The 23,869-nt window shown below is 43.9% G+C and carries 15 protein-coding genes and 2 tRNA genes; 15 read left to right on the forward strand and 2 right to left on the reverse strand.

The genetic code is table 11. The features are described 5' to 3' along the window. Positions 1-4 precede the first annotated feature (4 nt). The 10 genes from FD27_RS02845 (at position 5) to FD27_RS02890 (ending at position 15,353) form a co-directional block, all read left to right on the forward strand. Positions 5-78, forward strand: a tRNA-Arg gene (locus FD27_RS02845). A 48-nt stretch (positions 79-126) separates the two neighbouring features. Beyond that, positions 127-200, forward strand: a tRNA-Pro gene (locus FD27_RS02850). A 171-nt stretch (positions 201-371) separates the two neighbouring features. Then, complete coding sequence (locus FD27_RS02855; protein WP_083482678.1) at positions 372-1,415, forward strand: serine hydrolase domain-containing protein; 1,044 nt, start codon at positions 372-374, stop codon at positions 1,413-1,415. A 185-nt stretch (positions 1,416-1,600) separates the two neighbouring features. Next, a complete protein-coding gene (adhP, locus tag FD27_RS02860; RefSeq protein ID WP_057749216.1) occupies positions 1,601-2,623 on the forward strand; it encodes an alcohol dehydrogenase AdhP in 1,023 nt (340 codons plus the stop codon). A 194-nt stretch (positions 2,624-2,817) separates the two neighbouring features. Beyond that, positions 2,818-3,285: a CtsR family transcriptional regulator gene (locus FD27_RS02865; RefSeq protein WP_057749220.1), complete on the forward strand. Its 468-nt coding sequence runs from the start codon at positions 2,818-2,820 to the stop codon at positions 3,283-3,285. Between the two features lie 18 nt (positions 3,286-3,303). Next, complete coding sequence (locus FD27_RS02870) at positions 3,304-5,787, forward strand: ATP-dependent Clp protease ATP-binding subunit (protein WP_057749222.1); 2,484 nt, start codon at positions 3,304-3,306, stop codon at positions 5,785-5,787. A 215-nt stretch (positions 5,788-6,002) separates the two neighbouring features. Next, positions 6,003-6,596, forward strand: a complete 594-nt coding sequence (locus tag FD27_RS02875) for a TetR/AcrR family transcriptional regulator (RefSeq protein ID WP_057749225.1) — start codon at positions 6,003-6,005, stop codon at positions 6,594-6,596. Positions 6,597-6,817: 221 nt separating this feature from the next. Beyond that, positions 6,818-10,435 (forward strand): DNA-directed RNA polymerase subunit beta, encoded by a 3,618-nt coding sequence (gene rpoB / locus FD27_RS02880; protein WP_057749228.1) that lies wholly within the window; start codon positions 6,818-6,820, stop codon positions 10,433-10,435. A 42-nt stretch (positions 10,436-10,477) separates the two neighbouring features. Next, positions 10,478-14,113, forward strand: coding sequence for a DNA-directed RNA polymerase subunit beta' (rpoC, locus tag FD27_RS02885; protein ID WP_181577945.1), 3,636 nt, complete (start codon positions 10,478-10,480; stop codon positions 14,111-14,113). 64 nt (positions 14,114-14,177) lie between these two features. Then, the gene (locus tag FD27_RS02890) at positions 14,178-15,353 is read left to right on the forward strand and encodes a DUF998 domain-containing protein (protein WP_235802997.1); all 1,176 of its coding nucleotides are present in this window, start codon (positions 14,178-14,180) and stop codon (positions 15,351-15,353) included. Positions 15,354-15,404: 51 nt separating this feature from the next. Here FD27_RS02890 and FD27_RS02895 read toward each other — a convergent pair whose 3' ends face one another. Beyond that, positions 15,405-16,085 carry a prepilin peptidase gene (locus FD27_RS02895; RefSeq protein ID WP_057749236.1) on the reverse strand — a complete coding sequence of 227 codons (681 nt, stop codon included), beginning with the start codon at positions 16,083-16,085 and terminating at the stop codon, positions 15,405-15,407. A 268-nt stretch (positions 16,086-16,353) separates the two neighbouring features. Here FD27_RS02895 and rpsL point away from each other — a divergent pair, with 268 nt between their 5' ends. The 3 genes from rpsL (at position 16,354) to fusA (ending at position 19,486) form a co-directional block, all read left to right on the forward strand. Continuing rightward, a complete protein-coding gene (rpsL, locus tag FD27_RS02900) occupies positions 16,354-16,767 on the forward strand; it encodes a 30S ribosomal protein S12 (RefSeq protein WP_057749238.1) in 414 nt (137 codons plus the stop codon). 19 nt (positions 16,768-16,786) lie between these two features. After that, positions 16,787-17,257 (forward strand): 30S ribosomal protein S7, encoded by a 471-nt coding sequence (gene rpsG, locus FD27_RS02905; RefSeq protein ID WP_057749241.1) that lies wholly within the window; start codon positions 16,787-16,789, stop codon positions 17,255-17,257. Between the two features lie 144 nt (positions 17,258-17,401). Beyond that, positions 17,402-19,486, forward strand: a complete 2,085-nt coding sequence (gene fusA / locus FD27_RS02910; protein ID WP_057749244.1) for an elongation factor G — start codon at positions 17,402-17,404, stop codon at positions 19,484-19,486. Between the two features lie 113 nt (positions 19,487-19,599). Here fusA and FD27_RS02915 read toward each other — a convergent pair whose 3' ends face one another. Continuing rightward, on the reverse strand, positions 19,600-22,488 hold the full coding sequence (locus FD27_RS02915; RefSeq protein ID WP_057749247.1) for a YfhO family protein: 2,889 nt from the start codon (positions 22,486-22,488) through the stop codon (positions 19,600-19,602). 361 nt (positions 22,489-22,849) lie between these two features. Here FD27_RS02915 and rpsJ point away from each other — a divergent pair, with 361 nt between their 5' ends. Beyond that, the gene (gene rpsJ / locus FD27_RS02920) at positions 22,850-23,158 is read left to right on the forward strand and encodes a 30S ribosomal protein S10 (protein WP_057749250.1); all 309 of its coding nucleotides are present in this window, start codon (positions 22,850-22,852) and stop codon (positions 23,156-23,158) included. Between the two features lie 45 nt (positions 23,159-23,203). Further along, positions 23,204-23,866: a 50S ribosomal protein L3 gene (gene rplC, locus FD27_RS02925; protein WP_057749253.1), complete on the forward strand. Its 663-nt coding sequence runs from the start codon at positions 23,204-23,206 to the stop codon at positions 23,864-23,866. The last annotated feature ends 3 nt before the right edge of the window (positions 23,867-23,869 follow it).

A 23,869-nucleotide genomic window follows, 5' to 3' on the forward strand; every position in this document is an offset into this window, starting at 1 on the left:
ATATGCACCCATAGCGCAATTGGATAGAGTGTCTGACTACGAATCAGAAGGTTGAAGGTTCGACTCCTTCTGGGTGCACTAGTATAAGCGTGACGGTTACCTGGTAATTGTTACGCTTTTTCTTTTCGGGAATTAGCTCAGCTTGGTAGAGCGCTTCGTTCGGGACGAAGAGGTCGCACGTTCAAATCGTGTATTCCCGATTTGCATATTTCAGAGGTAACGTGCCAGCAGTCATTTATGATACGCTGTCGCAGTTATTACAAATAGGCGTCCAGTGTCCGGCACTGGACGCCATTTGTGTACTATGCTGAAAGGCCAATTCATAGTTATATGAGTATGATAAACATTCCAAAAAGAAAGGCGGGTGAAGCATGGTGAAGAACCGGAAGGCAGTTTTTCTATTAATAGTGTTGGTATTAGCCGTACTAGTACCAACGACTGGACATGCCCAGTCAGTAGCAGTTCAAAAAAGACATGCCATCCGCCAGTACATGGTTCAACACCAGATTAATGGAATCGTGCTCGTGAATGGCCACGATCATCAACCGCTCGTCATTTCAAACCGTACTGACCAGAAAGATTCACAAAAAGTATCAGCCAACCAATTGTTTCCTATTGCTTCCCTGCAGAAATTAGTGACGGGCCTAGCAATTATGTCATTAGTCAACCACCATCAAATTAAACTGCAGACACCATTAAGTGATTATTATTCTGATATTCCATATGCAAACCAAATTACTGTCCAACACTTAATGATTCACCACAGTGGGCTGCGTGATTTAAAAAACCAGCCAGCGCGCACCTTAAAAGGTGAAAATGCCCGGCTTAAGTTTGGCTTAACCTCCTTCCAATCAACTGGTGATTTTTCATGGAAGTATTCTGATGCTGACTTTATTATGCTCGCTGCAATTATTCGCCATGCCAGTCACCGTTCGTATCATCATTATGTTATGCAGTACGTGATGAAACCTGCTCATGTGAAGAAATTCAAATCAGCAACTAAAAACCATGTCAGAATAATTCCGCTTAACAAGAACGTGTCAGAGGATACGTTACTGCAACAAATGTCGGCAAATTTTGGCGCCGGAGACTACTTAATGACACCGCAAGACTATTGGCGTCTCGTAATGACTGATGTTCTCGAAAATCCGCGGTTGGTCCATCAATTACTTCGTGTACAAACAACACCGGGAGAGGAAAGCTATTTTGGTGGTGTGTATGTGAATAACCCGATTATTCATGCCAACGGGAATTATGGTCCGTATAACTGCTGCATGTGGGCTAATGTCCATGACAAACAAATGCTCCTTTTTTTCGCCAACAACATTAGTTACCACGACTTGCGCAATGTTGGTGGTGACCTCTTTAACATTTACTTCGGTTATCCATATGTGAAGGGGACTAACCAGCCTTAAATAAAAATTTCACATTGGTACTAGTAGTTTTGACTTACTCTCCGTATGATTCACTTAATTTCTGGGAATAGTGGTTCATACCATTTATGTTAATTTATTCACATTTTCCCTTTAAAGTCGGTGTTATATTTGTTATCATAACTTGTGTAAACGATAACAAGATATTCAAAAGGAGATTTTGGACTATGAAAGCTGCTGTTATTAACGATCCTGTAGATGGCTACGTTACTGTTAAAGATGTTAAATTACGTGACCTCAAACCAGGTGAAGCTTTAGTTGACATGGAATACTGTGGACTTTGTCACACTGACCTCCACGTTGCTGCTGGGGACTTTGGTAAGAAGCCTGGCCGTATCATTGGACACGAAGGTGTTGGTCGTGTATCAAAGGTTGCTCCTGGTGTTACCTCTCTTAAAGTTGGTGACCGGGTATCAATCGCTTGGTTCTACAAGGGTTGTGGCCACTGTGAATATTGCTTGACTGGTCGTGAAACTCTTTGCCGGAACGTTCTAAACGCTGGTTACACTGTTGATGGTGCAATGGCTCAACAATGCATTGTCCCAGCTGATTACGCTGTTAAGGTTCCAGATGGTCTTGATCCAGTTGAAGCTACTTCTTTGACTTGTGCCGGTGTTACTATGTACAAGGCATTGAAAGTTGCTGACTTGAAGCCAGGTCAATGGGTATCAATCGTTGGTGCTGGTGGGTTAGGTAACCTCGGTATCCAATTTGCTCACAATGTCTTTGGTGCTCACGTTATCGCTGTTGATGGTAACCCTGACAAGCTTGAAGCTGCTAAGAAGAATGGTGCTGAAATTGTTATCAACCGTCATGACGGTGATGTTGACAAGCAAATCCAAGAAAAAGTTGGCGGTGTTCACTCTGCAGTTGTAACTGCTGTTTCCGCTTCTGCTTTTGACCAAGCTGTTGATTCATTACGTCCAGATGGTAAGTTAGTTGCTGTTGCTCTTCCACAAGGTGACATGAAGCTTAACATTGCTAAGACTGTTCTTGATGGCATCATCGTTGCTGGTTCATTAGTTGGTACTCGTCAAGACTTGGCTGAATGCTTCCAATTCGGTGCTGAAGGTAAGGTTCACCCAATTGTCAAGACTCGTAAGCTGAGTGAAATCAACGACATGATCCAAGAATTGAAGGACAACAAGGTTGTTGGTCGGAACGTTGTTGACTTTACTCACATGGACTAATAAAATCTCCCCATTAGAATAAATATAACTATCATCACTAAATGATGATGAACGAGAACTCCAGAGTTTGCTAAGTGCAGGCTCTGGAGTTTTTGATATTTCTAATGTGCTTGTTACTGAAGACATCTGACTGGTGTTGCGGTACTGACTGTGCTAAAATTTGGTCAAGATTAGTCAGATAATGAGGTGATGAGATGGAAGAAAAGAGTATTTCGGATGTGATTGAAGAATACCTCAAACAGATTCTTGGCAATTCTTCGCAAATTGAAATTTCACGATCAGCAATTGCCAATCACTTTGACGTCGTTCCATCCCAAATCAACTATGTTATTAAGACCCGCTTTACCATTCAACATGGTTACCTGGTACAAAGTAAGCGTGGCGGTGGTGGCTATATTAGAATTGAACGGGTCAACCTGTTAGATGATTTAGATGTCCTTGACACGCTTATCCAAGCAATTGGGAATTCAATTAGCGAACGGGATGCCTATGATGTTATTTCAACCCTATATAATGAAAAGGTTATTAGTCGACGTGAGGGTGACTTGATGTTAGTGGCCCTTTCTAAGCAGACGTTAGCGGTTGGTAACCGCAATGCTGAGGCACAATTAAGAGCCCGCTTACTGGTTGCCATGCTAAATCGACTACGGTATGAGAGTTAAAGAGAAAGGAGTTTCTGGATGGATAATACTTTTACGCCTAGTGCAAAACGAGTATTAATGCTGGCACATGAACAAGCACGATACTTTAAGCATCAAGCAGTTGGGACTGAACACCTCCTCTTGGCATTAACGATGGAAAAAGAAGGGATTGCCAGCAAGATCTTTGAGCAATTCTCAATTACCAGTGACGACATTCGTGAAGAAATTGAACGGATGATTGGTTACGGGACAATGGAGGATCGCGGGGATGGCGAATACTTACCTTATTCTCCTAAAGCCAAGCAGGTCCTGGCATTAGCAGGCCAAGAAGCTCAACAGCTTCGTGCCCTTAAGATTGGGACTGAACATTTACTGTTAGCTTTGATTTCGGACGAGAGTGTTCTCTCATCACGGATCTTGTATAGCTTAGATGTAATGCCTCAACAAGTCCGTAAGGTTATTTTGCGGCGACTCGGCGTGTCCGACTTGCAGGCACGACAACAATTACACAATGCCAGCCAACAGAGTGGCAAATCTGCAACGCCAACGTTGGATAAACTGGCCCGTGATATGACCCAACTAGCTCGTGATGGCAAGTTTGATCCCGTGGTTGGGCGTGACCGTGAGCTGAAGCGGGTTGAACAAATTCTTAGTCGGCGAACTAAGAACAACCCCGTTCTGATTGGGGAACCAGGGGTTGGTAAAACTGCCATTGCAGAGGAACTAGCTCAACGAATGGTTCATGGTCAGGTTCCGGCAGAGCTAGCTAAAAAGCGTTTAATGATGCTGGATATGGGGTCACTTGTTGCGGGGACCAAATATCGTGGTGAATTCGAAGATCGTTTGAAGAAAGTAATTGATGAGATTCACCGGGATGGTCATGTCATCCTATTTATTGATGAACTCCATACCTTAATTGGTGCTGGTGGTGCTGAAGGTGCCATTGATGCTTCTAATATTCTGAAACCAGCATTAGCCCGTGGCGATTTACAAACTATCGGGGCCACAACTTTAGATGAATATCAAAAGTACATTGAATCCGACGCAGCTTTGGAACGGCGCTTTGCTACAGTGCAGATTGACGAGCCAACTCCAGAAGTTGCCTTGCAGATTCTCAAAGGGTTGCGACCAAAGTACGAACAGCACCACCATGTCCAAATTGATGATGAAGCATTGAAACAAGCGGTGACCTTATCTGCCCGTTATATTACAGACCGTTTCCTGCCTGATAAGGCAATTGACTTAATCGACGAGGCATCTGCGATGGTCCGGATTAATGCGGAAGAAAAGAAAAATAGCCGTCATTCACTGACTGGTCAATTAGAACAACTTCGTAAAGATAAAGAACAGGCCATTGAAGATCAAAACTTCGATAAAGCTGCGGAGCTTCGCCAGCAGGAATTGCAATTGCGGGCAAAGTTAGAACGGCAGGAACAACATGCTAAGCAGGACGCTGACCACTACCAGTTGCATACCACTGGTGAAGATATTGCCAAGGTTGTTGCTGAATGGACCGGTGTTCCTTTGACCCAGTTAACCAAGAGTGAAAGTGAACGACTGGTTAACCTCGAACGGGTACTTCACCGGCGGGTGATCGGCCAGGATCAAGCTGTCAGCGTTGTGGCGAAAGCAATTCGTCGAGCGCGGAGTGGCTTAAAGGATCCTCACCGTCCAATTGGTTCCTTTATGTTCCTGGGACCAACGGGAGTCGGGAAGACTGAGCTTGCGAAGGCCCTAGCGGAAGCTATGTTTGGCTCTGAGGATAACATGATCCGGATTGATATGTCTGAGTACATGGAGAAATACTCGACGAGCCGGCTGATTGGGGCCGCACCTGGTTACGTGGGCTATGATGAAGGTGGTCAGTTAACTGAAAAAGTTCGTCAGCACCCATACTCAGTTGTTCTATTGGATGAAGCTGAAAAGGCCCATCCTGATGTCTTTAATTTATTACTGCAGGTCTTGGATGATGGCTACCTGACCGATGCCAAGGGCCGGCGAGTTGACTTTAGAAACACCATTATTATCATGACTTCTAACCTTGGTGCCACCCAGTTGCAGGATGAAAAAGAAGTTGGCTTTGGTGCTCGGGACATTAGCAATGATTACCAGGCGATGGCCAGTGCCATTCGGCAACAATTGAAGCTTCACTTCCGGCCAGAATTCTTAAACCGGATTGATGAAACGGTGATTTTCCACTCACTCCACAAGAAGGAATTACACCAGATTGTTAAGTTAATGGTTAAGACCCTACAAAAACGGGTTAGTGAACAAGGCATTGAACTGAAAGTTACGCCGGCGGCTATTAACCTTGTGGCCAAAGTTGGTTATGATCCATCATATGGTGCACGGCCACTCCGGCGGGCTCTTCAGGATCAGATTGAAGATCCACTGAGCACTGCCTTGCTCGAAGGGGCCGTGAAGACTGGGGACGACGTTACAGTTGGTGCTCGACGGGGTAAGATTACGATTAAGACCCGCCACCCGCAAGCGGATGATTCTCAAGTTGTGCAGATTGATTAAAAACTTATTTTAAAGTGCGTTACGGATGTTTGCCGAACGCACTTTTTTATTTAGTGACTTAAAAGCAGTGCCCATTATTGAATACTGAGGGGGATGACTTAGCTTAATATCGGTCGTGAATGGCGGAAAATGGCTGATCTAGTCTTGTCAAAGGACGGGTTTAGTGGCATTATATATTTATAAGATGATTAATAAGTTGAGGAACGAGATACAGAATGAAACGTTCAGACCGATTAGAACGGACGCGGAACTCGATCATGAGAACTGCGACTAAGTTATTCTTACAGAAAGGATTTGGTGAAACTTCCACTCGTGACATTGCCAAACAAATTGGGATTACTCAACCGGCACTGTACCACCACTTCAGTGACAAGGAAGTCCTTTATCTGGACGTTATGACGCAGCTTGGGGGTAAGGTGCGTAAGGATATTAATAAGGTGATGCGGAAACACAAGCTAACTCCAAACGAACAGATCTGGCAAATCACTGAAGCATTGAAGAAACACCACCCACTGAGTATTTACGACCAGTATTGGCAAGCACGGCGCTTACTATCCACGAGCTCTCAGCAAAAGCTCAATATGATCTTTACGATGGATTACTTGGAACCAATTGCTGAATACTTCAAGCAACCGCAAGTTGGCCTGCGTCCTGATATTTTGCCACGGGAAGCCGCTGAACTATTCTTAGCGGACATCACGCCTATCTTTGGAACCTACCAGCCAATCGCGGGGAATGATATTAGTGATGAGCAGCGTGACCAATTGATCTTGGATTGTGTCGTTAATGGTTTGTCGATCACTAAATAGTCATTCATTATCGTTGACAATTAAATAAAAAACCTGTACACTACAATAGTATGTAATTGCGAGCTCATATGGGCCCGGTGATCTATTGTCCATCGGGTTCAGCTATAAAAACCAAAGACAGTTTTTAACTGTTTTTGGATTTTTTTTGCTCAAAAATGCCATTTTGTACAAATTGTAATCAAAATGTAACATTTAAAAAGCTCGCTGAATAAATTAGAGAGGTGAACAGTTTGGCCGGACATTTAGTTAAATACGGTAAACACCGTACCCGTCGTAGCTACTCGCGGATTAAAGAAGTTCTCGAGCTGCCAAACCTGATTGAAGTTCAAACCAATTCTTACAACTGGTTCATGGACAAAGGTTTACGGGAAATGTTTGATGACATTATGCCAATCGATGATTTCCAAGGAAAACTTTCTCTGGAATTTGTTGATTATCAACTTTTGGAACCTAAGTATACTGTTGATGAAGCTCGTGAACACGATGCTAACTATTCAGCACCACTTCACGTTACCTTACGCTTAACCAACCACGAAACTGGTGAAATTAAGTCTCAAGACGTCTTCTTTGGTGACTTCCCACTGATGACTAACCAAGGGACTTTCATTATTAATGGGGCAGAACGGGTAATTGTTTCTCAATTAGTTCGTTCACCAGGTGTTTACTATAATGAAGAAACTGGTAAGAATGGTCGGCTTAACTATGGCGCTACCTTTATTCCTAACCGTGGTGCCTGGTTAGAATACGAAACTGATGCCAAGAACATTTCATACGTCCGTATCGACCGGACGCGGAAGCTGCCAATGACTGAATTAATTCGGGCATTGGGCTTCGGCTCTGATGATGAAATCATTGATATGTTTGGTGGCAACAGTGAAACCTTGTCCTTGACCTTGGATAAGGATGTTCACAAGAATGCTGAAGATTCTCGTGTTGAAGAATCTTTGAAGGATATTTACGAACGGTTACGTCCAGGTGAACCAAAGACTGCTGACTCAGCCCGGAACCTCTTAACGGCCCGTTTCTTTGATCCAAAGCGTTACGACATGGCCCCTGTTGGTCGTTACAAGACTAACAAGAAGTTAATGTTGAAATACCGTTTGTTAGGTGAGACCCTGGCGGAAACGCTAGCTGATCCTGACACTGGTGAAGTGTTAGCACAAAAGGGTGATCAAGTTACCAAGGAAGTTCTTAAGAAGCTTGAACCTTACCTTGACCGTGACGACTTTAAGATGATCACTTATACCCCTTCTGATGAAGCGGTTGTGACTGAACCAGTTAAATTACAAAAGATCCTGGTTTACTCTCACGAAGATCCAGAACGGGTTGTTCCTCTGTTGGGTAATGGTCATATTCCTTTGGAACACAAGCACATTACTCCAGCTGATATTCTTGCTTCCCTGAATTACTTCTTCAACTTACAGGAAGGCATCGGATCAACTGATGATATCGACCACTTGGGTAACCGGCGGATTCGTTCTGTGGGTGAATTACTCCAGAACCAATTCCGGATCGGTTTGGCCCGGATGGAACGGGTTGTGCGTGAACGGATGTCCATTCAAGATCCAGACACTGTGACCCCACAGCAATTAATCAACATTCGTCCAGTCGTTGCTTCCATTAAGGAATTCTTCGGTTCATCACAACTGTCACAGTTCATGGATCAAACCAACCCACTGGGTGAATTGGAACATAAGCGTCGTCTGTCAGCCATTGGTCCTGGTGGGTTGACCCGTGATCGTGCCGGATATGAAGTCCGGGATGTTCACTATACTCACTATGGCCGTCTGTGCCCTATTGAAACGCCAGAAGGTCCTAACATTGGTTTAATCAACAACCTGTCTTCTTACGCCCGGATTAACAAGTATGGTTTTGTGGAGACTCCATACCGTCGTGTTTCATGGAAGACCCACAAGGTTACTGATAAGATTGATTACCTGACTGCCGACGAAGAAGATAACTTTATCATTGCTCAGGCTAACTCACCTTTGAATGACGATGGTTCATTCGTTGATGACCAGGTTATGTGTCGTGATAAGGATGATTACATCGAAACTAGTGTGGAAAACGTCGACTACATGGACGTTTCACCAAAACAAGTTGTCTCCGTAGCTTCCGCTTCAATTCCATTCTTGGAAAACGATGACTCCAACCGTGCCCTGATGGGGGCTAACATGCAACGGCAGGCTGTGCCTTTGCTGAACCCTCACGCACCACTAGTAAGTACTGGTATCGACTACAAAGCAGCTCACGACTCTGGGGTGGCTCTGATTGCTAAGAAGTCTGGTACTGTGGAATATGTCGATGCTAATGAAATCCGTGTTCGTGAAGAAGACGGTACTTTAGACACTTACAAGTTAATGAAGTTCCAACGTTCTAACGGTGGTAAGAACTACAACCAACGGCCAATTGTTAAGGTTAACGAACACGTTGACGCTGACGATGTCTTAGCCGATGGTCCATCCATGGAACAAGGGGAACTGGCCCTTGGTCAAAACCCATTGATTGCCTTCATGACTTGGCAAGGTTACAACTTCGAAGATGCCATCGCGATCAGCGAACGCTTGGTTAAGGATGACGTTTACACTTCAATTCATATCGAATCATACGAATCTGAAGCTCGTGAAACGAAGCTTGGCCCTGAAGAAATGACCCGTGAAATTCCTAACGTCGGTGACGATGCTTTGAAGGACCTCGATGAAAACGGGATCGTTCGAGTTGGTGCTGAAGTCCATGATGGTGACATCTTAGTTGGTAAGGTTACTCCTAAGGGAATGACTGAATTATCAGCTGAAGAACGGTTGCTGCATGCGATCTTCGGTGAAAAGTCTCGTGAAGTTCGTGATACCTCATTGCGTGTTCCTCACGGTGGCGGCGGAATTATCCAGGATGTTAAGATCTTTACGCGTGAAAATGGTGATGAATTGTCACCAGGTGTTAACACCATGGTTCGGGTTTACATCGCACAAAAGCGGAAGATCCAAGTTGGTGACAAGATGTCTGGTCGTCACGGTAACAAGGGTACTGTTTCCATTGTTATTCCTGAAGAAGATATGCCATACATGCCTGACGGAACGCCAATTGACATTATGCTGTCCCCAATGGGTGTGCCATCACGTATGAACATTGGTCAGCTGCTGGAATTGCACTTAGGTATGGCTGCTAAGCGGCTTGGTATCCACATGGCAACTCCTGTCTTTGATGGTGCTACTGATAAGGATGTTTGGGATGCTATTAAGGAATCTGGGTTCCCAGAAGATGGTAAGACGATTCTTTATGATGGTCGGACTGGTGAACCATTCGAAAACCGGATTGCCGTTGGTTCAATGCACTACCTTAAGTTGGCTCACATGGTTGATGATAAGATTCACGCTCGGTCAACTGGTCCTTACTCATTAGTTACTCAACAACCACTGGGTGGTAAAGCTCAGTTCGGTGGTCAGCGGTTTGGTGAAATGGAAGTTTGGGCTCTTGAAGCTTACGGTGCTGCATACACCCTTCAAGAAATCTTGACTTACAAGTCTGATGATACTGTTGGTCGTGTTCGGACCTACGATGCCATCATCAATGGTGAACCAATTCCAAAGCCAGGTGTTCCTGAATCATTCCGTGTTCTTGTTAAGGAACTGCAATCACTTGGTCTGGACATGAAGGTCCTCGATGCTAACCACAACGAAATTCAATTAAAGAATATGGATGAAGACGATGATGAAGTTGTTAACGTTGATGCATTGGCTAAGTATGCCGCTCAACATAACGCCGATAACAAGAACGATGAAAAGTCTGATTCCAAGCCATCAGCCGCAACGACTGACGAGGATAAAACCAAGCAAGACTAGTTAAATTGGTGAAGAAACTACTAAATAAGGAGGAATAATCCTTTGATCGATGTCAATAAATTTGAAAGCATGCAGATCGGACTGGCATCACCGGATAAGATTCGGTCTTGGTCATATGGTGAAGTTAAGAAACCAGAAACCATCAACTACCGGACATTAAAGCCGGAAAAGCAAGGGCTGTTCGATGAACGGATCTTTGGACCAACCAAGGATTACGAGTGTGCTTGTGGTAAGTACAAGCGGATTCGCTACAAGGGCCGTGTTTGTGACCGTTGTGGTGTTGAAGTTACTAGTTCCAAAGTCCGTCGTGAACGGATGGGCCACATTGAATTAGCGGCTCCAGTTTCACACATTTGGTACTTCAAGGGTATTCCAAGCCGGATGGGTCTTGTCTTGGATATGAGTCCTCGTTCCTTGGAAGAAGTTATCTACTTTGCTTCATACGTTGTTCTTGATCCTGGTGACACTCCACTGGAAAAGAAGCAACTGTTGTCTGAAGCAGAATACCGTGACAAAAAGGCTGAATTCGGTGACCGTTTCAAGGCTGAAATGGGTGCTGCAGCTATCAAGAAGTTATTAGCTGATGTTGACTTACAAAAGGAAGCCAACGAACTCAAGGAAGAATTGAAGGATGCTACCGGTCAAAAGCGGACTCGGGCAATTCGTCGTCTGGATATTCTGGAAGCTTTCATCAAGTCTGGTAACAAGCCAGAATGGATGGTCCTGGATGTTATTCCAGTTATGCCACCTGATTTACGGCCAATGGTACAACTTGAAGGTGGGCGTTTCGCCACCTCTGACCTGAACGACTTGTACCGACGGGTTATTAACCGTAACAACCGTTTGAAGCGTCTTCTTGAATTACAAGCTCCGGGCATTATCGTTCAAAACGAAAAGCGGATGCTTCAGGAAGCGGTTGATGCTTTGATCGATAACGGTCGTCGTGGTCGTCCAGTTTCTGGACCAGGTAACCGTCCACTGAAGTCGTTATCCCACTTGCTTAAGGGTAAGCAAGGACGGTTCCGTCAAAACTTGCTTGGTAAGCGGGTTGACTACTCTGGTCGTTCCGTTATTGATGTTGGTCCATCCATGAAGATGAACCAAATGGGGTTGCCTGTTCCAATGGCTCTGGAATTGTTCAAGCCATTCATTATGCACGAATTGGTTAAGCGCGGCTTGTCAGCTAACGTTAAGGCTGCTAAGCGCAAGATTGATCGTCGTGATAATGATGTCTTCGATGTTCTGGAAGACGTTATTAAGGAACACCCAGTTCTGCTTAACCGGGCACCTACCTTGCACCGGTTGGGTATTCAGGCCTTCGAACCAGTCTTGGTTTCTGGTAAGTCAATGCGTCTGCACCCACTGGTATGTACTGCTTACAACGCCGACTTCGATGGAGACCAGATGGCCATTCACGTACCATTGTCCGATGAAGCTCAAGCAGAAGCGCGGCTGTTAATGCTGGCTGCTCACCACATTTTGAGTCCTCGTGACGGTGAACCTATTGTGTCACCATCACAGGATATGGTTATTGGTAACTACTACATGACCACGGAAGATAAGGGCCGTGAAGGTGAAGGAATGATCTTCAAGGACACCAACGAAGCTGAAATGGCCTACAAGAACAATTATGTTGCTCTTCAAACCCGGGTCGGTGTTCAAGTATCATCATTCCCTAAGAAGCCATTCACTGACGAACAACGTAAGAAGATCATGGTTACAACTGTTGGTAAGTTACTGTTCAACCGGATTTTGCCGGAAGACTTTAACTACATTAACGAACCAACCGCTGATAACATCACAAAAGGCGTCGATGACCGCTTCTTCTTGGACCCTGGTGAGGACATCAATGAATACCTTGAAAATGCGCCATTAATTCCACCATTCAAGAAGGGCTTCCTGTCCGACTTGATTGCGGAAGTTTACAAGAAGTACAAGGTTACTAAGACTTCTCAATTCCTGGACCGGATTAAGGACCTCGGTTACTACGAATCAACCATTTCTGGTTTGACAACTGCCATCTCCGATATTCATGATTTGCCAGAAAAGCCTGACATTATTAAGAAGGCCCGGAAGCAAGTTGCCCTGGTTACTAAGCAATTCCGTCGTGGTTTGATTACTGATGATGAACGGTATGACCGGGTTATCGGTATTTGGAACGATGCCAAGGATGAAGTTCAGAACAAGCTGATTGAACACATGGATATCCATAACCCAATCAACATGATGTCTGACTCTGGTGCGCGTGGTAACATTTCTAACTTTACTCAGCTTGCTGGAATGCGTGGTCTGATGGCCGCTCCTAACGGTAAGATTATGGAATTGCCAGTTCTTTCTAACTTCTACGAAGGACTGTCAGTTCTGGAAATGTTCCTGTCTTCACACGGTGCTCGTAAAGGGATGACTGATACGGCCCTGAAGACTGCTAACTCAGGTTACCTGACTCGGCGGTTGGTTGATGTTGCCCAGGACGTGGTTGTTCGTGAAAAAGACTGTGGTACTGACCGTGGTCTGGAAGTTACCGCTATTACAAATGGTAACGAAATGATCGAACCACTTTACGATCGGATTATGGGTCGTTACACGATGAAGTCTGTCTTTGATCCAAAGACTGGTGAAAAGATCGTTGGTAAAAATGTCCTGATTGATGAAGACATGGCACAAAAGATTGTTGATGCCGGTGTTAAGAAGGTTACGATTCGTTCTGCATTCACTTGCAACACTGAACACGGTGTTTGCGAACGTTGCTACGGTCGGAACGCTGCTACCGGTGACCGTGTTGAAGCCGGTGAAGCTGTTGGTACTGTTGCTGCCCAATCAATCGGTGAACCAGGTACCCAGCTGACTCTGCGGAACTTCCACACTGGTGGTGTTGCCGGTAACGAAGATATCACCCAAGGTCTTCCTCGTGTTCAAGAAATTGTGGAAGCACGTAATCCTAAGGGTCGTGCAACCATCAGTGAAGTTACTGGTGAAGTGGAATCCATCGAAGAAAACCCTGCAGAACGGACAAAGGATGTTACTGTTAAGGGTGAAACCGATACACGGACATACACCTTACCAATCACGGCTCGGATGCGGGTAGCTGAAGGTGACTTCATTCACCGTGGAACAGCTCTTAACGAAGGTTCTATTGATCCAAAGGAACTGATCCGTGTTCGCGATGTTCTTTCTACTGAAACTTACCTCTTAGCCGAAGTTCAGAAAGTTTACCGGATGCAGGGTATCGACTTGCTGGATAAGCACGTGGAAATCATGATTCGGCAAATGATGCGGAAGGTTCGGGTAATGGATCCAGGTGATACTGATCTCTTACCAGGTCAATTGATGGATATTGGTCAATTCCGTGATGCTAACTACAAGACTTTAGTTTCTGGAGAAATTCCAGCTACTGCTCGTCCAGTTATCCTCGGAATTACCAAGGCTGCTCTGGAAACTAACAGTTTCTTGTCAGCTGCTTCATTCCAGGAAACTACTCGTGTTCTGACTGACGCTGCTATTCGTGGTAAGAACGATCCATTAGTTGGTTTGAAAGAAAATGTAATCATTGGTAAGATTATTCCAGCTGGTACTGGTATGAGTACTTACCGTCACATCAAACCAAAAGAAGTTAATGTTTCTGCTTACTCCATCAAGGATCTTGAAGCCAAGATGAAGGAAGAAGACAAGCAAAACTAATTAAGAAACAGGACTGTGGCGTTTTGCCATTGTCCTGTTTTTACGTTGATTGGGAGAGAATGTTTTGAAAAAGCAAGTCTACAAAATCGAGATTCCGGAGAAGGCCATCAAACAGACCCATTTTGGAGAAGATGAATCATTAGCCTTAAATGTGGCCCATAAACAAATTATGGTCCGTCCGGCTAACCTACTGGAGCAGTTGCCTCGAATAAAGTTTTGGTGGTATTTTGTTCCCGCCGTCATTCTGACTCTGGCACTATTTGCAATGGCTCAGCACTTGAAACTAACTACTGTTCCAATTATTGGTGACTATTCCATTGCTAACGGTTCATTATTAATGAGCTTGATCTCTGGCCTATTGGTCTTTATCGTTACGGCCATTATTACGAAGATCCACAAAAACGGGCCTGCTCAAGACTTTTATTGGCGAAGCCTGATTACAATTACGGTTGCCTGTGGGTTAATTATTGTCTTCTCGTTTTCCGCCTTTTTCTGGCTATTCGAGCAGCTGTTTATGGACGCTCGTTTTGACCTCTATACGTCGACGATGTTCATCCTCTTGATTATTTCGGCAGTTAATTACATCATGATTAACTTGGCATTGACCTTATCACCGGGCATCGTTACTAACCTATTAACGATTATGATTATTGGTGGGATGCTCTTTTCAATGTTGACCAATTCGGATCGTAACTGGTGGAAACATAATTTCAGCTTTTTGGGAACGGCACAGAACTCGGCTAATTTGCAGTTTAATGTGACATTAATCTTTTCAGGACTACTAATGATGGCCCTGGTAGATTACCTTTTTGTTAATTTACAGAAGAAGTACAATAATCGCCGGGTGCTGATTTTGCGGTTATTACTATATGCGCAAGCTGCCTGCATTGCCGCAATCGGTTTTTTCCCTAATAATCCGCGCTTCCATGTCCTTCATGACCGAATTTCGATGTGGCTAGTTTATATTATGCTGATCCTGATTGTCGCCATTCGATGGATATTACCACATGTCCGCAAACAGTTCCTGGATGTCTCATACATTATCGGGGGCCTGATGGGCTTTAACTATATTGTGTTTAAGCTCAGCGACTACCTATCCTTAACGGCATTCGAGTTATTAGAATTTGGCCTGGCCATGTCATGGATCCTCTTGCTATTTCAAAATATTGAAAGTTTAGCTCAGTATGGTGAAAACTTCTTTCTTATTCAAATTAAGAAAGACCAATCAAATGAAGAATGAATCAAATAACCGCTAGTGTTCGTGCAATACGAATGCTAGCGGTTTTCTGTATTAGGGGACCACAAATAGGATCCCAACTGCTAAGGCCGGAAAGAAAGGCATTTGACGACCTGGATGAACTTTGATCAACCACCATCCCAGCATTAATACACTCGCAATCAGGACGATAAGTGCTGCTTGACAGGGGCCCATGATCAGGAGAAGGATAGTAATTAGTTCAACGTCACCACTACCGAGGCCCCCTAAGCCCCGACTTAGCATTATTAGAAATAGCAAAGCAACTAATAGAATGCTGACGTGGTAACAAGAAAACCTAAACCAGCAGGACTGGGTGAGGGGAATTAGGAGGATTAAGGGAAGTAACCCCCAGCAATAGATGAATTGGTCATAGAAGTCGGTTGTTGACAAGAATGCGAGGGTTAATAATAGCAACACCAATTCGCTATCATGGAGTAAGTGATAATTAGCCAGCGCGGAGGTCGCAACTGCTATAACTAACTCGCTGCCAAAGATAAACGGATTGATGACTTGTCGGCAAAAGTGACAATTTCCCCGCTGAATGACATAGCCGAGAATGGGGATGAGTTGCCACCAGTGGAGTTGCTGATGACAGTTGTCACAATATGAATGGCGGGGCAGCCAGGGTGTTTGCCCAATTGTTAGCCGGAATGCCGTTAGCATCACAAATGATGTGCCAATTTCGCTAATGATAATTAAAAAAATTAAGTACAAGCTAATAACCTCCATCATGAGAATCTCTAATTACTAATAACGGCAAATTCCTTCAAAATCACTATTTTAAATCCTGAAAATCGCGTTGACATTCATTTAGTCCCGTGATAGTCTATTAAAGGTGCTTTTTTAGCAACGTTGGTGTCTGTCGTTGGGCAGACTTTGCGTCAACGAAGGCACGAAAATTTAATAACATCCAATCATTTTTTTATAAATAAAAAAGAACCACCTGGATGTGTGGACTTAAAAATAAGGAAGGGGAAACATTATGCCAACCATTAACCAATTGGTACGTAAGGGCCGGAAGAGCCACAAGGGCAAGTCAAAGTCACCAGCTCTTGGTTACGTTTACAACACTTTCAAGAAGGAAGAAGTTAAGACTCCATCACCACAAAAGCGTGGGGTTGCTACCCGTGTCGGTACTATGACTCCTAAGAAGCCAAACTCAGCTTTGCGGAAGTACGCTCGTGTACGTCTTTCAAACCTGATTGAAGTTACTGCTTACATTCCTGGTATTGGTCACAACCTGCAAGAACACTCAGTTGTTTTAATTCGTGGTGGCCGTGTTAAGGATTTACCAGGGGTTCGTTACCACATCATTCGTGGTACTCTCGATACTGCTGGTGTTGAAGGACGGATGCAATCACGTTCTAAGTACGGTGCTAAGAAGCCAAAGAAGTAATTTTAGGAGGGATTAAGTAATGCCACGTAAAGGACATGTACAAAAGCGTGAAATTTTACCAGATCCAATGTACCACTCAAAGTTGGTTACTAGCTTGATCGACCACTTGATGATCGATGGTAAGCGTGGAACTGCTACTAAGATTTTATACGCCGCATTTGATGAAATTAAGAGTGAAACTGGTAATGACCCAGTAGAAGTATTCCAACAAGCTATGGAAAACGTTATGCCTGTTCTGGAAGTTAAGGCTCGTCGTGTTGGTGGTTCTAACTACCAAGTTCCAATCGAAGTTCGTCCAGAACGTCGGACTACTTTAGGTCTTCGTTGGATCGTTCAATACGCACGTCTGCGTGGAGAACACACAATGGTTGAACGACTTGCTCGTGAAATCATTGATGCTTCAAACAATACCGGTGCCTCAGTTAAGAAGCGTGAAGATACTCACCGGATGGCTGAAGCTAACCGTGCATTCGCACACTACCGCTGGTAATCACTACGAATTGAAACAGGTTGCTTAACCAGTTACAATAGAGGGGTGACGTAGTTAAAAAGGACGACGGTCACCCCTTTTTCTAAAGTAACCAAAATCAATTTTAATTATTAAATTTATACTGAAGGGAGATACACTTTTAAGATGGCTAACAAACGTGAATACCCTCTTAATAAGACCCGTAACATCGGTATCGTAGCGCACATTGATGCTGGTAAGACTACTGCTACTGAACGGGTGCTTTACTACACTGGTAAGATTCACAAAATTGGTGAAACGCATGATGGTGCTTCACAAATGGACTGGATGGATGAAGAAAAGGAACGTGGTATCACTATCACTTCCGCTGCCACTACTGCTGTTTGGAAAGACTACCGGATTAACATCATCGATACCCCAGGACACGTGGACTTCACTGTCGAAGTTGAACGTGCATTACGTGTTCTTGATGGTGCGATTGTTATTCTTGATGCTCAAGCCGGTGTTGAACCACAGACTGAAACTGTATGGCGTCAATCTGATGACTTCCATGTTCCACGGATTATCTTTGCTAACAAGATGGATAAGATCGGTGCTAACTTTGATTACTCTGTTCAGACAATCAAAGACCGTTTGAACGTTACCCCATTACCAATTCAAATGCCAATTGGTGCTGAAGATAACTTCAAGGGTGTTGTTGACCTTATCAAGATGTGTGCCTACGTTTATGATGAAGATAAGTTAGGTACTCACTGGGATACTGATGAAATTCCAGCTGATATGAAGGATGAAGCTCAAAAGCGCCATGACGCAATGTTGGAAACCTTAGCTGACATTGATGACAACATCATGGAAAAGTACCTGAATGGTGATGAAATTTCAGTTGATGAAATTAAGGCCGCTATTCGGAAGGGTACTCTGGAAGAAAAGCTTTACCCTGTACTTGCCGGTTCTGCCTACAAGGATAAGGGTATTCAGATGTTGCTGGATGCTGTTATTGACTTCTTACCATCTCCACTTGACGTTCGTCCATACGTTGCTCATGATGCAGATGGTAACGAAGTTGAATTAAAGGCTGATGATAAGGCACCATTTGCTGCCTTAGCATTTAAGATTGCTACTGACCCATTTGTTGGTCGGTTAACTTTCTTACGTGTCTACACTGGTTCACTGCAATCCGGTTCATATGTTCTGAACGCTACTAAGGATAAGCGTGAACGTGTTGGTCGTCTGCTTCAAATGCACTCTAACCAACAACACGAAATCCCAGAAGTATTCTCTGGTGATATTGCCGCTGCTATTGGTCTGAAGAACACCACTACTGGTGACTCTCTGACTGATCCTGACCACCCATTACAACTTGAATCAATGGACTTCCCTGACCCAGTTATTCAGGTTTCCGTTGAACCTAAGTCTAAGGCTGACCAAGATAAGATGGATCGTGGATTACAAAAGCTGGCGGAAGAAGACCCAACCTTCAAGGCTGAAACTAACCCTGAAACTGGTGAAACTCTGATTGCCGGGATGGGTGAATTACACCTTGATATCATTGTTGAACGTCTTCGTCGTGAATTCCATGCCGAAGTTACTGTTGGTAAGCCACAAGTTTCCTACCGTGAAGCATTTACCAAGAAGGCATCTGCTCAAGGTAAGTTCGTTCGTCAATCTGGTGGTAAAGGTCAATACGGTGATGTATGGATCGAATTTACTCCACTTGAAGAAGGTAAGGGCTTTGAATTTGAAGACGCCATCGTCGGTGGTGTTGTTCCTCGTGAATTTATCCCTGCCGTTGAACAAGGTTTGAAGGAAGCTATGCAAAACGGTGTCTTGGCAGGTTATCCATTAGTTGATATGCATGCTAAGCTTTATGATGGTAGTTACCACGAAGTCGATTCTAGTGAAGCTGCCTTCAAGGTTGCCGCTTCATTAGCATTGAAGAATGCCGCTAAGAAGGCTGATCCAGTTATTCTGGAACCAGTTATGAAGGTTGACATCGTTGTACCACAAGACAACATGGGTGATGTTATGGGTCAAGTAACTGCTCGTCGTGGTACCATTGATGGTATGGAAGAACGTGGTAGTGCTCAAATGATTCACTCATTTGTTCCATTGTCAGAAATGTTTGGTTACGCTACTGCTTTGCGGTCAGCTACCCAAGGTCGTGGTACCTTCACGATGACATTTGACCACTACTCACCAGTTCCAAAGGCCATTCAAGAAAAGATCATTAAGGAAAACGGTAATAACTAATTTCCTGATTGAACTATTAAAAGGGTTGATGATTTGTTCATCAACTCTTTTTTATTAATAAAGGAGCTTCTCATACTGGCATTAGCTAGCATGGGAAGCTCCTTTTGAATATTCTAATGTTTTCGTTTAGCAAGCAACATGGTAATTATACCAACTAATAGTGACCAGATAAGGCCGATCAGACTTACTAAAGCACCAGTTCTAAGACCAGGAGTTTGGTAGCTCAATTGGACATGATGGCGCCCGGCTGGTAATTGCAAACCAACAAAGGCTTGGTTAGTTCGTAAAACGCGAACTGAATGCCCATTTACTCGTGCTGACCACCCTTTGGAATAAGGGATTGACGAGGTCAGAATACCAGGTTGGGTGGTGGTAATGCTACCACTGACCTGGTTATTGGCGAAGTGTAGGTTCGTCAAAGCGTGTGATTGGAGCTCATTAACCTGATGGTAGTAGTGATCATCAAGCTTTTCTGCAACCAGACGGTATTTGAGCTGGTAAGTACCTAGCTTGGTGGGCTGGAAGGAAAGCTGCTGTGGTAAACTACCACGATAATATCCTAAGTTCAGTGTTGTGTGGCGAATCATTTTGAAGAATGACAATGTACTTTGCCGATACTGTTGAATAGTTTCGGTTCCGTAACGGGAGCCAACATTAATCTTATAACTCAAGTCTGGAGAACCGTTTAACACGTGGTAGCGCCAGTATTGGTACTTACTGCCTCGCATATTAACGATGGAGCCCGGGTTAGTAGCCATTTGCTTTAAATGAGCTTGTTCGTACTTAATCTGTTCTTTCATTGTGAACGGTGTGAACTTAATCTTGGCAAATTCGAGGTGCAGTTCACTACCCGCCAAGGCCTGCCGCTGGGCAGCGGTTAGTTTCAACTGTAAGTGGTATGTTTCAGTACTATCGGTGTACTTTAAGTGTTCAGGATTGATCTGATTAAAACGGTTGGAAATCAGTTGAGTCGTGATTGGCACTACTAATTGCTTCGTCTGAGCAGGCTGCATATTATGCGTTGCCTTTTTGCTATCGTTGACTACCACGCCAGCTGCTAGTGCCCGTTCCTTTTCAGTTGGTGACAATTGGCGGTACCGACGGGGACTAATGTAACTACTTTGCCAGTATAGCAATGGGAAATTATCTGCCGTACGGTAGCGGTTCGTCTGAATAGGAATCAAATCCTGTTTAGATTTAGCAGTACTTGGTTGCCCTTTATCGTAGTTATAAATCGGGTCAGTTTGTTTATCGAGGTGGTAACCGGCTGGGATCTTCTCAGCATTAAGACCATCACTTTGGACAAAGAGGTACTTAGTACCGTAGAAATGATTGAGAACAGTTCGATCGTCAGCTTGACGAATGGGAATGTTAGCAGTAGTTTGATTGTTTTGCAACGAATCGTTGAACTGCCCAAGGTAGCGGTTTTGTAATGAATAGTAGGAATCAATGTTGTGTAGTGATGAGGTCAGGTCGTTATCCAACAGCTTATTAGCAATAATTTGGTTTTGACTAATGGTTGATACACGGTAGAAGTAATTACTTGGCAGTCCTTTATCTAGACCACCATACCGTTGATGCGTCAAATGACTGTACTCACCGCGCGTTAACATATCTGACGAGAAGTCACCGTTATACGGAAGTGAGGAGAAGATGGCATTGGCACCAGCGTTTAATGCGACCACGGCAACTAGAGCCGGTACTGCATACTTGGTAAGTTGGAGATTAATCGCCCATAGACCCATCAATGAGAGGAGTAGAAAGGCAATTGGCAAGAGAATGTCATTATTACCCTGAAAGATAAAGGTGAGCATCAAAATGATTAAATAAATCAGGGTTGCCAACGTCAAACGGTTCATGGTCCGACGGTCAATTGTCGGTGCATGTTCTACCAAGATACATACCGTTAATGCTAATGGCAAGTAAATGAGCAGTGTCCAACGGTTGGAGGCAGCCATCATCCCGTTTAAGGTTGCTCCGACCGCAGGGATGAGCAGCATTACAAACGCAATGGCCAGACTAATTGTTAAGAGTGGATATTGACGGGCATGTAAATAAACGTAAACGATGGCGATAAAGCCAATTGATACAATCCCCAAAGCCGTCCAGAACATGAAAGACCATTGACCACCGTTAATTAATTGTTTCGGTAGTAAGAGGTAGTAATATAGTGGATACGTCTTCAAACCGTTAGCAAAAGTTGCACCAACACGGGTGGAATTCATGACAGCTAACAGTTCAGGAATCCACATAATTGCGGATAACAGCAGACTAGTAATGGTTGCCAGAGCAAACTTAGCAATGGTTACTGGGTAGTTGAGTGTTTTGCGGTAATGGGTTAGTACCCGGATTACTAGGAACATGATAGCGCCAATTACTAAAATAAATGCCAAGTAGTAGTTGCTAATCAGCATCCATGTGAAGACCAGAGTGAGCGGCCAGACGCGCCCACCTTGTAAGACCCGCTCTATTTGTACTACTAATAGCGGCAAGATAATAAATGGCGTTGTAAAAAAGGGTTGGGCGATACATGCATATAATAGGAAAGCATTTACTAAATATGTGCATGTTCCGACCATTACCGTGCTTGGTCGAAAGCTAAAGTGCTGGCAGAAATAAACAAATGCCAGGCCAACAAAATACATGCGCAGTACGGAAATTACACTAAAGGCAGTCGTGATTTTGGCAGCTGGAAACAGAAGAGCAATATAGGCAAATAAATCACCGATATTATAATAGGAAAAGACAGAAAATGTATCTGTCCCCAAACCCATTTTCCATGACCACTGGTTAATAGTAGTGGGATGGTGTAACCACTCTATTACTGCTCGTCGATATTCAGCGAGAAGTGGTAAATGCTGGTTGAGAACATCCTTGGTCCAAAGAAAAGTATGGCCAAGGACAAGGTATGATCCGAAAACGCAGGCGGCCAGAAAGATAAACAGCAAACTGTAATATAGGTAATCTTTCTTCCGGACCTGATTGTTAAAACTGAAATTCATTTTTGACTCCTTAAAAATCGATCCGCATTAATGGTTTCGATTCGATAACAAAACTATTCTATCATTTTGCACAAAGCAGCTGAAAAAGAATTTAGGTAAAACAGCAGAAAAGTTGCTGAAATAAAATTGTAATAGAGAAAGCAAAATTAATTCGTTAAAAGACTTGATATGACAATGATTCTTTAGTATTATGGATAGGTGCTTGAGCAAAGAGGGGTGAATTATACACTCCCCCATATAAGCTGAAGCTGCGACGCGATGATGCGGAAGGTTGCGACACACCCGGCCGCTTTGCCACAGGATGTGGCGGTAATTTCCGCGGAGCTAGTCAAATTTTAAATCTGACGAAGGAGGGAATATAATGGCAAAACAAAAGATTCGTATTCGGTTAAAGGCTTATGAACACCGTATTCTTGACCAATCAGCAGACAAGATTGTTGAAACTGCAAAGCGTACTGGTGCTCAAATTTCAGGTCCGATTCCACTTCCTACTGAACGGACTCTCTACACTGTTCTCCGTTCACCACACAAGTTCAAGAAGTCTCGGGAACAATTTGAAATGCGGACTCACAAGCGTTTGATCGACATCATTGACCCAACACCAAAGACTGTTGATTCATTAATGAAACTCGATCTGCCAAGTGGTGTTGACATCGAAATCAAGCTCTAATTTTAACTATAACTAATAAATTAAAACAAAATAGGAGGTGTACTCATGGCCAAAGGAATCTTAGGTAAGAAGGTTGGAATGACTCAAGTATTCACTGACAATGGTGAATTAGTTCCAGTTACTGTTATCGATGTAACTCCAAACGTTGTTATGCAAATTAAGACCGTTGAAAACGATGGTTACAACGCTGTTCAATTGGGATTCGATGACAAGCGCGAAATCTTGAGCAACAAGCCTGAACAAGGTCATGCAGCAAAAGCAAACACGACCCCTAAGCGCTTCATCGGTGAAATCCGTGACGCTGAATTAGGGGATGACATCAAGGTTGGAGACGAAGTTAAGGCTGATGTCTTCAATGAAGGTGAAACTGTCGACGTTACGGGTGTTACTAAGGGTCATGGTTACCAAGGTAACATTCACAAGGATAACCAATCACGTGGTCCTATGTCACACGGTTCTCGTTATCACCGTCGTCCAGGTTCATTAGGACCAATCATTAACCGTGTTGTTAAGGGAATGAAGTTACCAGGTCGTATGGGTGGCAAGACTGTCACTATGCAACACCTTGAAGTTGTTAAGGTTGACCTCGATAACAATGTTCTTTTAATCAAGGGTAATGTTCCAGGTGCTAACAAGTCCTACGTTACTATTAAAAACTCTGTGAAGGCTAACACTAAGAAGAGCCTGAGCAAGCAACACAATAAATAATAA

It is taken from the genome of Limosilactobacillus frumenti DSM 13145, from assembly GCF_001436045.1.
In the GTDB taxonomy this organism is placed as follows: domain Bacteria; phylum Bacillota; class Bacilli; order Lactobacillales; family Lactobacillaceae; genus Limosilactobacillus; species Limosilactobacillus frumenti.

Bases quoted from the DNA above. Each gene is read 5' to 3' on its own strand.
- FD27_RS02865 (WP_057749220.1), top strand. From the start codon at position 2,818: ATGGAAGAAAAGAGTATTTCGGATGTGATTGAAGAATACCTCAAACAG.
- FD27_RS02875 (WP_057749225.1), top strand. From the start codon at position 6,003: ATGAAACGTTCAGACCGATTAGAACGGACGCGGAACTCGATCATGAGA.
- rpsL (WP_057749238.1), top strand. From the start codon at position 16,354: ATGCCAACCATTAACCAATTGGTACGTAAGGGCCGGAAGAGCCACAAG.
- FD27_RS02915 (WP_057749247.1), bottom strand. From the start codon at position 22,488: ATGAATTTCAGTTTTAACAATCAGGTCCGGAAGAAAGATTACCTATAT.
- rpsJ (WP_057749250.1), top strand. From the start codon at position 22,850: ATGGCAAAACAAAAGATTCGTATTCGGTTAAAGGCTTATGAACACCGT.
- FD27_RS02870 (WP_057749222.1), top strand. From the start codon at position 3,304: ATGGATAATACTTTTACGCCTAGTGCAAAACGAGTATTAATGCTGGCA.
- rpsG (WP_057749241.1), top strand. From the start codon at position 16,787: ATGCCACGTAAAGGACATGTACAAAAGCGTGAAATTTTACCAGATCCA.
- fusA (WP_057749244.1), top strand. From the start codon at position 17,402: ATGGCTAACAAACGTGAATACCCTCTTAATAAGACCCGTAACATCGGT.
- rplC (WP_057749253.1), top strand. From the start codon at position 23,204: ATGGCCAAAGGAATCTTAGGTAAGAAGGTTGGAATGACTCAAGTATTC.
- FD27_RS02855 (WP_083482678.1), top strand. From the start codon at position 372: ATGGTGAAGAACCGGAAGGCAGTTTTTCTATTAATAGTGTTGGTATTA.
- adhP (WP_057749216.1), top strand. From the start codon at position 1,601: ATGAAAGCTGCTGTTATTAACGATCCTGTAGATGGCTACGTTACTGTT.